The sequence below is a fragment of the Flammeovirga pacifica genome, assembly GCF_000807855.2.
GTDB classification, from domain to species: Bacteria; Bacteroidota; Bacteroidia; order Cytophagales; family Flammeovirgaceae; genus Flammeovirga; species Flammeovirga pacifica.
In genome coordinates this window covers 1,124,944-1,140,740 of record NZ_JRYR02000002.1, presented here as the reverse complement: position 1 = coordinate 1,140,740, position 15,797 = coordinate 1,124,944, and the positions used below count along the sequence as shown (strand labels likewise).

General features: G+C 34.4%; 7 protein-coding genes. 5 read left to right on the top strand and 2 right to left on the bottom strand.

All coding sequences use genetic code 11. The features are described 5' to 3' along the window. Positions 1 to 20: 20 nt before the first annotated feature. Both NH26_RS23310 and NH26_RS23305 read right to left on the bottom strand, forming a co-directional pair. Positions 21 to 2,420 carry an alpha-L-rhamnosidase-related protein gene (locus NH26_RS23310; RefSeq protein ID WP_044216995.1) on the bottom strand — a complete coding sequence of 800 codons (2,400 nt, stop codon included), beginning with the start codon at positions 2,418 to 2,420 and terminating at the stop codon, positions 21 to 23. 350 nt (positions 2,421 to 2,770) lie between these two features. Continuing rightward, the gene (locus NH26_RS23305; protein WP_052431680.1) at positions 2,771 to 4,333 is read right to left on the bottom strand and encodes a GIY-YIG nuclease family protein; all 1,563 of its coding nucleotides are present in this window, start codon (positions 4,331 to 4,333) and stop codon (positions 2,771 to 2,773) included. 670 nt (positions 4,334 to 5,003) lie between these two features. On the opposite strand from NH26_RS23305, the gene NH26_RS23300 reads away from it, so the two are divergent. The 5 genes from NH26_RS23300 (at position 5,004) to NH26_RS23280 (ending at position 15,697) form a co-directional block, all read left to right on the top strand. Then, the gene (locus tag NH26_RS23300) at positions 5,004 to 7,838 is read left to right on the top strand and encodes an Ig-like domain-containing protein (RefSeq protein ID WP_052431679.1); all 2,835 of its coding nucleotides are present in this window, start codon (positions 5,004 to 5,006) and stop codon (positions 7,836 to 7,838) included. Between the two features lie 290 nt (positions 7,839 to 8,128). After that, positions 8,129 to 9,625, top strand: coding sequence for a sulfatase family protein (locus NH26_RS23295; RefSeq protein ID WP_199880290.1), 1,497 nt, complete (start codon positions 8,129 to 8,131; stop codon positions 9,623 to 9,625). Positions 9,626 to 9,643: 18 nt separating this feature from the next. Beyond that, positions 9,644 to 11,050, top strand: a complete 1,407-nt coding sequence (locus NH26_RS23290) for a sulfatase (protein WP_044216993.1) — start codon at positions 9,644 to 9,646, stop codon at positions 11,048 to 11,050. Positions 11,051 to 11,064: 14 nt separating this feature from the next. Further along, positions 11,065 to 13,011 (top strand): DUF4955 domain-containing protein, encoded by a 1,947-nt coding sequence (locus NH26_RS23285; RefSeq protein ID WP_052431678.1) that lies wholly within the window; start codon positions 11,065 to 11,067, stop codon positions 13,009 to 13,011. 190 nt (positions 13,012 to 13,201) lie between these two features. Further along, the gene (locus NH26_RS23280; protein ID WP_044216991.1) at positions 13,202 to 15,697 is read left to right on the top strand and encodes a hypothetical protein; all 2,496 of its coding nucleotides are present in this window, start codon (positions 13,202 to 13,204) and stop codon (positions 15,695 to 15,697) included. Positions 15,698 to 15,797 lie beyond the last annotated feature (100 nt).

The window sequence follows — 15,797 nt, the reverse complement described above, 5'->3', positions numbered from 1 at the left end:
TTTGAAAAGTAGAATTGAAACTATTTAAGCTCTTTCTTAGATGATTTTTCTTTAAGTGATGCTTCAAAATCCCAAGCACCTGCATCAACTAAAAACGTAAGGAAATCATCTTGATTCTTGTCGAAAGAAATACCTTTCACCCCTTTTACGAAATCACCTTTTTGCCAGATTGTTTTTCCATTGGCTTTCACTTCAATAATATCTGCTTGATGTTTAGGAATACCCACCACAGCTGTTGTTTTATTAGGAGATTCTAGGTGAAGTTGGTATTTATTGTTATTCAATTTTACTTCTGCAATAATGTTACCCTTAACAGTAGGAACTTTGGTTTCTAAAGAGGTCATATGAACAAGGTTTGGACACACACTATAGCTTGCCCAAGCCACATCCAATGGTTGTATACCTGCTACATATTTACTTAAAACGGTGTTAGATCCATTCCAAGCATGATTATAACTACCACCTTTCGGAAACATCTCATATAAAGTAGATAAACCAGAATTGACTTGGCTCTCGTATTGCGCTTTCATTCTTGCTAAAGAAGCATCGTAATGTCCTGCAATGAACATCGCTTCTTCCGCCACCCATTCAAAATGTGGACTACTATATTTATTAGGGATCAACACATTTTTTACAATAGCATCGTAATTTTCTGGCTTCGCTAAACCTGTAGTAATCGCTAAAGCATTGGCTCTATCATCTTTAAACTCATCAGGATTTGAACTATAAAAACCATCTTGCCAAAAGACCTTGTCATAGTTTTCCTTAATAGAATTGATTCTTTCTGTGTATAGCTTAATGTCTTTTTTATGTCCCAATACTTCTGCCATTTTTCGAGCTTGAATTAACGCTTGATAGTAATAAGCAGGTTGCATAGGTAGTTTATCGGTGGTTCCTTTTACTCCCCAATCTAACCAATCCCAAGAATCGGAACTTTGTCTGATTCTGTAAACTGGCAACCCATCTTCACCCATCGGAAACAACGTTAAATAATCATAGACAAAAGGATAGGCCTCTTTTAAAGTTTCTAGATCACCTGTGTTATAATAATAAGGCCATACAGTTTGAGAAATAAACTGTAAACTTTGTCCAACTAACTCACGTACACGAGCAGGACCTAAAGCACCTAATACTTTATCATCGCTGAAAGACAACGTTTGTATAATTGCCTTTTTCAATAGCTGATGCCCTGCATTATCCATGCTATAAAATAAGTAGCCAGTTTGGTCGGCAACATCACCAATCCATAAGGCACGTTCTCTATCGGGGCAGTCCATAAAGTTATCTCTTGCACACACAAAAAGAGTGTTGTTACCCATTTCCCATAAACGTTGGTAGAAAGGATCACTTACCTTGTAAGAACCCGCCATTTCTCCAACACTTAACCAACGGTATTTTAAGGCAATTACTTTCACTCCTTTAGGGATTGTGTATTTTATTTGATGTCCATTCATCCAAGAAAACCCTTCGAAAGATTGTTTACCAGCTTTGGTAATATAGGTAGCCGTAATTTTATTTAAACGATTATCTGTAGTGATGTGAATAGTTTTACCTGCTTCAGCCTCCACCTCTAGATAAGGGGTAATTTGTTTATTGAAAGGAAGCTGAGCAATGATTACCTCACCATTACTTGTAAAAGGAAGTTGTAACTGATCGTGATTACTATAATTCACTAACCCATGGTCTATTAATCTTGGTATATAGTTTTTGATTAATGCATACCAAGGAGCAGCCCCAGCATTTCCTTTTTCAACTGCAGGAAGCCATTTTTTATCATCAAAACTAGAAGTATACCAAGCAGACGAAGTCCAGTCGTTTAATGCTTTTTGAGCATCATACTTCACAGGATATTGTGTAAGATTTTTACTAGCAGGTTCAATAGTATTATCATAGGCAGGGTGTTGTATTGCTTTCCAACTTTTGTCAGAAACAATAGTTTGCTTTCCTATTTTTGAATGAAATAATAGTCCCCCTTTTTTACTATCAACATGAGTTCCTTTGTGGGTCATTCTACCCCAATACCAAGTAAGTACTGCAATAGTGTTTTCTCCTTTTTGTAAATAAGGCGATATATCAATTTCTTCATACCAAGAATTGGTAGGCATGATTCCTTTTTTTCTATCCCATTCTCCCGCCTGACTTGGTCCACGAGAGAAACCGCCTTCAAAGACAACCATTTCCCCGTTAATCCACAACCAATATTTACTATCTACAGAAATTTTTGTTTCCGCTGTTTTAGGAAGCTTATCAATATGAATGGTCTTACGGAAACTCATCCAAGTGTTGGAAGGACCATCTTCTTGTTGCCAGATCCATTGTGCATTGTCCCAAGACTTTTCTTGAGCCATAGTCATTGTTGAAGTACATAATAAAGCCATGATATAAAGCAGAATTATGTGTTTAGTTTGATTTAGTTTCATGAATAATAATTTGTGTTATCGTAATAGTTAAGTAATAATTCATCCTTCATCTTTTCAGACCGAGGTTATAAAAAGATTTGTATGCCTACAAAAATACACGAGGGAAAAAGTAATATCATCCAGAATAAAGGTAGAAGCATCTTAATCTTAGTGGTTTATGTTAGAGAGTTAATCTTTAGAACTATACCTTTATTGATATAAAGAAATAGACAGTTTAAGTTTGAGGTTCATTATTTAAATGAAATATTACGAGCAAAGGATCGGGACACGCTATTTTTTTTCATAAAAAAAGGTACACTTTAAAGCATACCTTTCTTTCTCTGAAATAGAATCTTGATTCAATGAAAATATTAACTTAATGAAGTTTCATTTTTCTTAAGTAACCTTAGCGTTTCATTATAATCAATAGCTAAAGCTTTCCTAGTTAATTGTACAGTATGATCAGTTCCTTCAACAGCACTTTCAATTTCATCAATTGATACCTTGAAAAATTCTTTTCTAGGGTTTACTTTATTTACTTGATAATCAGATAACTTCTTATGTAATTGATTTTCAAGTTCTGGTGCATTTTCAGAGAAAATCATACCATGAACATCAAATTCAAAAGGAACTGATGCTCCAGAAAGCTCTTTAACTCTATCATTAGGTTCTAAACGTCTAGTCATGCCAATTTTATAAACATCATTACCAAAAGATCCTATGTTAGAAATGATATAAACATGACCACGTTTTGTTTGTTGGGCCATAGATATTGCACGTTCCCCTTTCTCAATAGCTTCTTGTAATTCAGAATTTAAACGATCAAGTTGAGCTTGATGTTTAGCTCGTTCTTCTTCATTCATTTTGTCCATTTCCTTTTGAAACTTCCTAATTGCTTCTTGTGCAATTCGCTCTTCTTTAGCAGCATCTTCTTGGGCTTTTCTGAATTCAGCCTCAGCTTTTGCTTCTTCACGCATTTGAGCTTTAATGGCTGCTTGTTCTTCTTTTTCTAGTTGACGTTTAATAGCAAATGCATGAGCAACTTTAGCTCTTTTAATTTCACGAACAAGAGGGGTTACACCATCAATTTTCACATCAAGAGTCATGTCGCTATTTTTCTGAGTAAAGAACTTTTCATATTTACTCCATAGTTTGATTAATTGCTCTTCTATTTTATCATAGTTCGAACCATTAAGTTTGTCAATCAGTATTTTGGATTCTACTTTAAATCCTTTTGTCAAGAAAATAACAGCAGCTTTAAACCAAGAGGTAAATTTACTTTCAGTTAATGCATATGGATCAATCGACAACCCTTTAAAATCAGATGTAGTTAATTTCCAATCAAGATCAGATAATTTCGATTTTAGGTCACTAGAATGATCATACTCATTGATGTCAATATCTTCGATATCTTGAATCATATCATAATATTTAAGTTCAAGATCAGCAAGCAAGTTTTTATCTCTTAGCAATTCTTTTCTAACTTCAGAAAGGTCATTCTCTACTTTTGTTAATTGCTCCGAAATGTTCTGATGCTCTTTTTTCTTTTTGTTTATTTCTTTGTTCGTGTCTGATTTTACAGAGTCGATAATACTTCTTCTTCCTTTATAGAAAGCAAAAGCACATAGAAAAAGTAAAATGCCCGAAGTGATAAAGAAATATGTTGGAATTTCGTTATTCGTTGGCTGAGGTGTCTCGATTAAACGACCTTTTGTTAATTGTCCAGCAGATGTACTTTTAATCGTTTTAGTTTTATCTAAGCTCATCAAATCATATTGGTAATGATGGTCAACAACTTTATGATTGGTGATAGTGAAAATTTGTTCAACATTGTTTTCGTAAAAGACTGTATCACCAATATGTAATTTTTGTGCAATTGATTTTGATAGGGTAAATGTCATGAAAAATATGACAGGTAAAAACCATTTATTCATTTTATAATCAGGTTAGTGTTAAATTGTAATTTCATTTAAAAGTAGATAAAGTGTTTGTGAAACCATAACAATAATCTCCAAGAGAGAATTAATAAATTCTAATAGTTTCCAAATTAGGAAACCTTATTATATTAGAATTTTTTTTTGACATTTTTTATTAAAAAGTAGAAGGAAAATATGCTGGAGTATATGTCTTTCTTTCACTTGAAAAAAAAGATACGAATGCGAATATTTTGTTTATTGCTTATATGATTTCCTTTTTAAGTAAAGTTATTATGAGCTAAAAGACATCCAATTATTCCAAACATATAAGTTGGTTGAAGAAAGCATTTTGTACACTAGATGATATTGTAATATTCCCGATTTTGGTATGTCAGATTAAGTTTATATACCAGTATTTTTCCAATTACATTACAGCAGGAAACAGAATACAGATAGACTACTTAATCTTAGCAGTTTGTGCTTAAGGAGAGGTAGCGGGTATGTTCTTGGAGGATTCTACCATTTATTCAGACTTTAATGATAGTCGTATCCAATAGATTTGTGCAATTATAAATAACAATAGTCATTCGTTCTAAACGTTTGAACACATCAAGCTGACACCAATTGATACCAACACAACATTGCTTTTTTGGTTAGAAACGAAGACTTAAAATTGAATTGAATTGAAATGAAACTATCTATTACTTTATCACTCCTTGCAACTTTGTTGATTGGAGTTAAAACTTATGCACAAGTTCAACTCGAAAAAGAGGTGAAAATCACAGATGTTGCACTACATTTTGATGGAAAGAAAGTAGCTGCAGGCTCAGCCGATGTAGACGATAAATACGATTATGTATTTGGTCCAAACATATCAGCACATGGAGATTGTCTAAAAAAATACAAGCAATTTGTATTTATGAGCTGGTATAGAGGCGGAGAAGAAGACAGACGCATGATGCTGTCCCGTTACAACACTCTTACCGGAAGTATAGTCACGATTGAATTCCCTCATCGACATACGGGACATAGCGGCAACACCCATTTAGGAGAATCGCACAATACCATTGGTGTTGGAGTAAGTAAACTAGACGGGACAATACATTTGTTGTTTGATATGCATGCTTACAGTAGAACTATTCCTAATGGAGCCTTCCCAACAAATTATTTCCGTTACGCTTATTCTGTGAAAGAAGCTGCAAGTGTAGCAGACGAAGACTTTACATTAGACCTTTTTGTCAAAGACCCAAAAGATGATGATTACAGCCATAATAGTTTAAATGGTATCGATAATGAATCAAAGTTTGGTCGTTTAACTTATCCTAAATTTTTCTCTAATGATGGAGGGGATCTCTTTATGTATATGAGAAAATGGAGTAGTTATAATGGTGGGTATCATTTTGCAAAATACGATGCAGCCACTTCAACTTGGTCAGAGTTCATCAAGTTTGCTGATTATAACGATCGAAATCACGGTCAGCCTTATGATTGGGGAATGTATGGTAAAATGAAATATGTGAATGGTAAAATCAGAGTGGGTTTTCAGCGTAGATTAAATAATAGAAATGATCGATATCAGTATCAAAATGGTATCTATTATGCCTATTCTGATGATCAGAGTGGAAAATCGATGTGGAAAAACCATAAAGACGAAGACTTTTCTATTCCACTAAGAGATGCCGATTTAATTAAGGTATCAGAACCTGGAGATTTCGTGACCACTACACAGAAAGATAAGGTCTATATTGTAGGAGGTTTTGATTGGAATGTAACACAAAATGGTGATGTACATATTATTTCACAAGTAAAGGATAAAGAAAATAACATCACTAAAAACATTCATTCTTACCGTCCAGCAGGTAGTAGTGAATTTATTCATAGTACTGATTTTTCTGGAGGATCGACCTTATACACTTCAGGAAATAGTATTTTCATTATCGGATTGAATTCCTCGGGTAGAATTTTTATTGAGAAAGCGGACGGCGGAAAAAACAATTTTGAAAGAGTATATGAAGCCACTTCAGGAAGAAGGTTTCACCATGGTGTTGCTTATGTTTACGAAGGTAAAGTGTATTACTATATGATGGAAAGAGGAACAGGGACTCAACAATCTTTATTTCTTCAAGTCATAGATTTAGACATAGACGCTTCTGGACCTGCAGGTTATGTTTATGCGGCGGATCAAGATCAAACAATTAAAGTATCAGGAACGATGGATATTGCCTACGGTGCTGATGGAGAATTTGTGTATTTGTATGATCAAACAGAGGATTGCCTTTGTGATAGCTCAACTTTTGGAGCATCACCTGATACAGAATCAGAGAAGAAGTGTTATGTAAGACCTGTTGTTTTTGTTGATGATGTACTTTTAAATAAGTCAAAAAAATCACTTGAGGTAGAACAAACCTATCAATTAAAAGCAACGGTAAATCCATACAATGCCAAAAATAAATCAATCACATGGCATTCTACCCATCCTTCTATAGCCACTGTTTCTGAAACAGGATTGGTGACTGCTGTTGCACTTGGTTCAACAGAAATTGTTGTCACTACAGAGGATGGAAACATAACAAATACTTGTGAGGTAGATGTAGTGGAAGAAGCATTTCCTAATATTGAATCTGTAGATGGCGCTCAATTACCTCATGTTCCTGAAAATTTATTGGACGAAAATCCGAGTAATGATTCACGTTGGAGTGCGAAAGAATACCCAAAATCTGTAGTCATCGATTATGGAGAAATTCTCTCTTTTACCAATACCAAAGTAGCTACTTATGAGAATAGATCGTATCATTTTACCATAAGTATTTCAGACTCACCAACAGGAGATTTTACGGAAATTGTGAATCAGTCTGGAGCAACTTCGGTGCAACCAATAGAACATTCGTTTCCAGTGGTGACAGGACGTTATTTAAAATTAACGATCACAGGTGCAACAGGATATGAAAGTAATTGGAGTAGTATTACTGAGTTTGAAGCTTTTTATCTAGCTAATAATAAAGTAGAAAGTATCGCTTTAAATTCGTCTTCTGCTTCTTTATTTGCAGAAGAAACTGTGCAACTAGAAGCTACGGTCTCTCCAAGTGATGCTGATAACCCATCAGTAACATGGTCTTCTTCAGAAATATCTGTAGCCAAAGTAGATAGTAATGGGTTGGTAACAGCAGTGTCAGAAGGGAATGCTACAATCACAGTAACCACCGAAGATGGAGGGTTTACAGCCACATGTTCAATCACTGTGCAACCAAAAGAGGTCATTAGTAGTACGGGTATTTTATCGAATGGATCAAGGAGTTTAATTTACCCTAATCCAGCGAATAAATGGCTTCATATTCAGATGAAAAATAATAGCAATGCGCCACTTTATATTATAATAATCAACCTTATTGGTCAAGTTGTTTTAGAAAAAGTGCTAAATGTAATTGAGGACCCTATAGATATTACCACACTAAAAAAAGGTACTTATATTATTTCTGTGAGTAATGGATCGGAGGTATTTACAGGGAAATTTATCAAGGAATAATTGATACTAGAATTTCTATTTGAGATAAAGAATGAATCATCAAAATTATGGGGCAATGACTTCATGATTTTGATGATTTTTTAGCTTAGTACTTCAATTTATTGGTTTTCGTCACATCAAAAAGTGCTTATTTGAAATATATCATAGATGAGAATAAGAGATTGAAAATAGGTGATATTGATGCTTTACTAGTGTAGTAACCCTGATAATAGACTATTCTACTATTATTTGAGATTATAATAATGAAAGTGCTCGATATATTTACTATCACTAAACAACATCATATTGAAATGAAAAGAATAACAACAGAGCATTTTCAACTAACTGATTTTTTAATGGCTATTAGAGATTTTTTTGGAGGGATAATCTCTCGAAAAATACCTTTATATCTTGCATTATTTTTTAATACAGGATTTGCAATAGCTCAAGAAAAACCAAACATTATATTTTTTCTGGCAGACGATCAAAACATTACAGATTACGGTTGTTACGGCAACGATAAAGTAAAAACACCAGGTGTAGATCGTTTAGCAAAAGAAGGGATGATCTTTTATAATGCATTTACTGCGCAGGCCATTTGCGCTCCAAGTAGATCTCAGCTTTTTACGGGAAATTACCCTTTGAAAAATGGATGTTTCATGAACCATGCTAAAACAAAGCCTACTATGAAAAGTGTGACCACTCGTTTAACAGCACTTGGTTACGAAGTGGTACTTGCAGGGAAAAGTCATGTGCAACCATCCTCAGTTTATCATTGGAGTAAAGAATGGCAACCTGTAAAGACAGAAGGAAAACCACGAGCGTACATTCCTCTAGACAGTATTGCCGATTATTTAAAAAATGCTGAAAAACCGTTTTGTATGTTCATCACATCAAAGTATCCTCATGGAAAATATTTTGATGTACCTGCGAAATCAGCGGACAATTATACCTTTTTTCCTTATGACAATAAGCAGAAGGACAATCAAGATTACCTTAAAAAATTAGCAGGATATTATCGAAATATAGAAGAAGATAATATTCAATTAGATCATGTTTTAAACATGGTAGATCAATATTTGGGAGACAATACCCTTTTCATTTATAGTGCCGACCATGGCGTAAACGGGAAATACACAGTGTACGATAGAGGGCTAAATGTACCCTTTGTGGTACGTTGGCCTAAAGAAATAAAAGCCAATACTAAAAGTGATGCATTAGTTCATTACACAGATGTTTTACCCACATTTATTGACATTGCGGGGGGAAAAGCACCCAAAGAGTTAGATGGTAAAAGCTTTTTGAAAATTCTGAAAGGCAGTAAAAAAGAAATTCATCAGTATGTCTATGGTGTGAGAACAAGTCAAAATATCTTGGCGGCATCTGTATCTCCATCAAGAATGATACGAAGTAAAAAGTATAAATACATCAGAAATTTTAATTCGGTAGAGGTGGTTGATCAAAATTTGGGAGACAATGAAGCTGTCAATGCTTTTATCAAAATGGGTGCTTTGAAATTTAAAAATTTGCCATTTGAAGAGTTATATGATATCGAAAAGGATCCGTTTGAACAAGTGAATTTGGCAAAAGATCCTAAGTATAGTAAAACAAAAGATCAACTAGCGAAAGCGATGTTTGAATGGATGAAAAACCAGGGTGATATATTGGATGATACAGAAGGGAATATGCCTCTTATACACCCAGGGAAAAGATTTAGACTCGATCAACAATCAAAATATATTGATATACCCGATTCGTTGGTCAATACCTTAAAAAAGGAGGATTACTTAACGTTAGATTATCTGTAAGCCTTAAAAAAATATACCATGAAATACACGATTACTTTAGGCATTGCAGTCTTCCTGATGTGTTTGTTTGCCTTTCAAAAAGAGAAAAAAGAAACGAAGCCAAATATATTATTTATTGCCATAGATGATTTACGACCAGAGTTAGGTTGTTATGGGGCAAAAGAAGTGCTATCACCCAACATAGATAAGTTGGCAGAAGAAAGTATTGTTTTCAATAGAGCGTACTGTAATGTGCCCGTTTGTGGTGCATCGAGAGCAAGTTTACTTACGGGTATTTTGCCTACAAAAACACGTTTTATTGATTATAAAGCGAAAGCACAAGAAGATGTACCAACTGCAAGAACATTACCGAGTGTCTTTAAAGAGGCAGGTTATACATGTATTTCTAATGGTAAAATTTTCCATTACAATAGAGATATGATGGAGCAAAGTTGGAGTAGGAAACCTTGGATGCCCAAAAGCAGTCATTCTACTAGTTTTGATCCTGAAACAAAGAAAATACTCAAAAAATCAGGCAATGGTAGAATCTACGAATTACCCGATGTAGCCGACAGTGTTTATACTGATTTTAAGATCGCACAGCAAACGATCAAAGACTTGAAAAAGTTTAAAAAATCGGGTCAACCCTTTTTCTTAGCGTGTGGCTTCTTTCGTCCTCATATGCCCTTTTATGCTCCTAAAAAGTACTGGGATTTATACAAAAGAGAAGAAATTACAATCGCATCCAATAGAAGCCGTCCAGAAAATGCTCCCACAAAATTAAAAGGGGGTGGAGAGTATAAAACGTATTATTTTGGAGACTATGAACCGAATACAGAGGAGTTTCATAAAATGATGAGACATGGTTATATGGCGTGTGTTAGTTATGTAGATCATTTGGCAGGTGAAGTTTTAAATGAATTGGAAAAATTGGGTTTGGCAGAAAATACTATTGTAGTGATTTGGGGAGACCATGGATGGCATTTAGGAGAGCATGAATTTTGGGGGAAACATAATACCATGCACAATGCTTTAAAAGTGCCTTTAATTATTAAGGTACCGAATAAGATCAATGGTGAAACCTCTCAAGCATTGATAGAAAGCGTAGACATCTATCCTACATTATGTGATTTAGCTGGATTACCTGTGCCAGAAACAGTGATGGGAGAAAGTTTTAAAACAATTCTAGAAAACCCAAATCAACCATTTAGGGAGGCAGTTTATGCACGTTTTAAGTCTGCTGATGCTATAGTAACCAAAGATTTTAATTACACTCTGTTTGATAATGGTGAGCAAATGTTGTATCACATTGTCAAGGACCCCGAAGAGAATCAGAATGTGGTCGATGCTCCTCAGCATACAGATCAGGTACATAAGATGAAAGCCTTATTAAATGAAAGACAAAAGGTGGCAATGACCTATCAGAATCAAAATGAAGAAAAATAAAAAGTATTAGAAGCATGATGATCTATAGAATAATATTTCTTCAACTTTTGTGTACTCTATCTGTTTATGGACAAAAAGAAGCTCGTTCTTGGGTGGAATTTGCAGCACAAAAGGAGAAGGGGCAGTTATCTTTTACTTCATTAAATGATTATTCTTATTCTGGGTATCATTTTTCGGAAAAACCTATTCCAGATGTATCTCAATGGAAGCAATTGGATGTAACTCAATTTGGAGCAGAACCAAATGATCAGCTTTTTGATGATGATGGGATTAGAGCAGCAATTCAAGCCGCAATAGAAAGTGATCAGCCGACGGTGGTTTATTTTCCCGCCGGTAAGTATTTAGTTTCTGATACTAATAATGCGGATCAACCGTTTATTATTAATGGGAGTAATATCGTATTAAAAGGGGCAGGGTCTGGAGTTGGAGGAACTGAAATATTTACTGATAAAACGACAGAAACGACTTCTTATCCTTATCGTTTTCAATTTGAAGCAGATAAAACTAATCAACAAAAGGTAATTGCTACAATAGAGAAAAGAATCAACAAAGGGGCATTTACTATTGAGGTTAAAGATGGAAGTCAATTGGCAGAAGGTCAAACAGTAGAATTATATCATAGTGGCGTAGGAAACCTTGAAGCCAATGCACCGGGTTTGCAGTACAAGGATATTTGGAAGATCAAAAATAGAGGTATAACGGTGGTAGAAAAACACCGCATTATTTCGATTAAAGGAAATCAAATTACATTTAAAAACCCTGTTCAATATACCATTACAGCAGATATTTCTGGAGCAGAGTTACGAGAATATACTACAATAGAGGAGGTCGGAATTGAAGATATTCTTTTTACGAGTGGATGGAAAAACAGATCCGAAATTTATAAACATCACGATAGTAAATTGGTAGATTATGCCTATCGTGCGATCAAGTTTGACCATGTACAAAATGGATGGATTAGAAATTGTGAAATTCGTGATTGGAATGAATGTTTACAGATAGATCATTCTATTGGAGTCACAGTTAAAAACCTTACGATAGCAGGAAAACAAGGGCATACGTCTTATTATGCAAGGTATTCTTATGGAGTATTATTTGAGAATTGTGAGGATAAAGTACCCATTGGATTTAATCATGCAGGAGGTCAAGGGCACGGTCCTGGTATGCGTTGGTCAACGGTAAATACGGTTTTTCTAAACTGTAAAATGATGAAACATCAATCCGTAGATTGCCATGGATATCATCCATACAGTAATTTATTAGATAATGTATCAGGAGGTAGTTTCTATAATAACGGTGGAGCCGAAAATTCTTATCCACAGAGTGGACCTTATATGACTTTTTGGAACTTTATACATGAGGGCAATTTTTCAAAAAAAGTATTTGATTTTTGGGATCCTATCAATAGAAAAAACAATACATATATGCAGCCAAATTTTATTGGATTTCAATCACCAAATCAAAATATCACTTTAAAAAATACAGGTTTTGAAGAGTTGACAGGAGAGGAGGCTTATCCAAAATCATTATTTAATGCTCAACTTCAATTAAGACTTTATGGTGGATATATGTCAGGGTCATCCTCAAACTCTACTGCAATTTTTGCTAATGATAAAAAGGAAGAGACTTATTGGGCATCTCAGTCAAATAAAGAAAGTGATTGGTTAATGTTAGATATGGGTAATGATCAAAGTATAAATGAGGTAATTATAGATGAAAGAACTGATCTTATTAGACATTGGGAAATTGAAGTTTTAATAGAAGGAAATTGGCAAAGAGTGGTATCAGGAAATAAGGTCGGAGCTAGAAAAGTGGTTACTTTTAATCCTGTATCCACAAGAAAAATAAAATTTAAAATGGAAAATAAACGAAGGAAAAGTGAAGATGACTCCATTAAAATCAACGGTTTTGAAGTGAAATTTAAAGCCAAGGATACTCTTAAAAAGAGAGAAAATAAATAGTTCAATTTAAATGAATACACTATCTCCCCCAAATTGGACGATTCTACAAGTTTTGTGGATCATCAATTAGCAAAAATTGTATTCCTTTAGGGTAAGGAGAAATTATGAAATGAACAAGTACAAAAGAATTGATGTTGTTTTAATGTACTAGAACAAATGAATTTTTTGATACGAAAAACTAATATAATAAATGAGCTATACCATCTTCAATTGGAAAATATTAAGTGATAGAAAGCTATTTCTATTTGTACTATTTTTTAGTATTGCTATTATATCTAATGCACAATCACTTCAGCATCCAACAATATGGATTACAGAAGAGGAAAAAGAGGAAATATTAAACAAGGCAGCAACTTACGATTGGGCACAAGAATTAGTAGATAATGTGTACAAGGTGGTGGATGGTAAAGTCCGTATACATGAGAAATATCCGGATAGAATTTTAAAGAAAATTCCCCCTTTAGCAGAAGATGATAATATACCAGAATTAAGTGTCACCACAGTGCATCAACATGGTAAAGTGACCGGTCTAGCAGCGAATGCAGGATTGCTCTATTATTTATCAGGAAAAGAGGAATACGCTCAACTTGCTGCGGATATTATTTGGCATTATGGTAGTGAGTTGGCTACAAGAACTCCACAAACAACATCAATTTGTGGTTATCCATTTTATGATGCGAGGACTTCTTATGGTCAAATAGCCATTGCCTATGATTTTATTCAGCCTTGGTTAAAAGCATCGAAAAGAGTAGTAGTTAATCATAAATGTGATAAGTTTGAAGACTATGATGATAAGGTAATGCAAAAAGCCATACTGAATATGACAGACAATGTTTTACAACAATATGGAAGACCTGATCACCATGGTAAATCAATTTCTAATCACCCAGTATTAACAGCCCCAGGGGCCCTATTTTTAATACTTTGCGTGGAAGATGATAAAGAAAGAGATCACCTTTTTAATGTATTTTGGGAAAAAGGGACAAGTCATCAAAACTCTTTTAAAAATACGATTTTACCCATGTTTGGGGCACAAGGAATATGGCCTGAATCTACCAGTTATAGCTTTATGGCTAACGTAACCATGATTCTCAATATCATAGATCGAATTAAGCCAGAAATGAATGTATACAAAGATTATAAATATATTCTTGATGGTAATTTCTTATTTGATAACCTAAGATTACCCGACGGAAGATTTGTGAGTTATGGAGATACTCATAGAAAAAATGACGGAACAGAAGCGTTATATAGATATACTTTAAACCTAGCTGAAAGAAGAAATTTGACCACCTATGAACAAAAAGCAAAGGTAGCGCTCAGACAAAAGTACAACCAACAGGGAGGCTTTTCTACAAATGTTGAAATAGCTACGTTTGGTTACTACACATCATTTACAAAACTATTGTGGGGAATTGATGTTCCTAAGCAGATAGAAACTACCATCGATTTTCAAAAACCTACTGTAGTGATTGAGCATGCAGGTGTGGTTCTTCAAAGAAATTATGTAAAAAAAAATAACGAGGAATTTGGCTTATGCGGAGTAATTGGAGGAGCACATTATGTACATTCACACGTAACCGGTATTTCCATGGAGCTTTATGGAGAAGGTTATGTGATGGCACCACAAGCCGGTTTACCTACAAGTGTGGCACAACGTAGAATACCTCTTCATGAGCATTATTTTAGATTATACGCAGGAAATAATACGGTTGTAGTTAATGGTTCGTCACATGGTTTAGATGAAGGGTCTTGGAAAGGTAAAGCCAATGTGTGGCAAAATAGAACTGTAAATATTGCTGCAGAACCTTCTCATTTGGATGATCCTATAAGTACTAATTTTAGCTTTGCTACTCAACATTTAGAGGATGAAGTGAACAATGCCATTCAGGAACGAACTTTAAGTACAATTCGTACAAGCCCTGAAACAGCCTATTACTTTGATTTATTCAGATCAAAATCTTTGGATGAGAATAAATTTCATGATTACATCTATCATAATTTAGGAGATAAAATGACTGTGATGAATGATAATGAAAAGAAAATTCCTACATCACCTACTGATAAATATGATAATGATATCGGAGATCAAGTTCATTCCCCAGGTTGGAAATTTTTTGAAAACACCAACTCATCTGCACCAATAGATAAAGCTGTAACAGTAAGGTATGATTTATTAAAGGATAAAAAATACATGCATCAGTTTTTACCATCTGGGGTGACGAGGGAATATACCACTGCTTTAGCACCAGCAAGTAGAGATATCAATGAAGAGTATCTTGATAAGAAAACACAAGTGTTGGTCATCAGACAGCAAGGAGAAGCATGGGACCGACCTTTTATTTCAGTTTTTGAACCAAGTGCATCAAAAAAATCGAGTATTCAAAGTGTAACTCCCTTAGAAAACGGGCAATCAATTGTTGGTGTAGAAGTAAAATCAAAAGTACATGGGGACACAGTAACAGATTTTATTTTATGTACCGACGGTTCTAATTTTGAATACAATAACCCTTCACTTGGTATTTATTTTAAAGGAAGATACGGAATTGTAAGAGTTGTAGAAAAGAACAATGGAGATAAAGAAACAACACTTTATATCGGCGATGGACACAGTTTGTCTTATGGTGATCGAGTAGTCTACGCGAATAAAGAAAGAAAAGGCATTAAGGTTTTTAGTTTGAATTAAGGAGTTGAATAAATGAATTTGACTTGGAAATAATTTCAAACCCTTATTGCAGTTTATAATACAATAAGGGTTTGTTTATTTCTATAGATATTCCAAATTA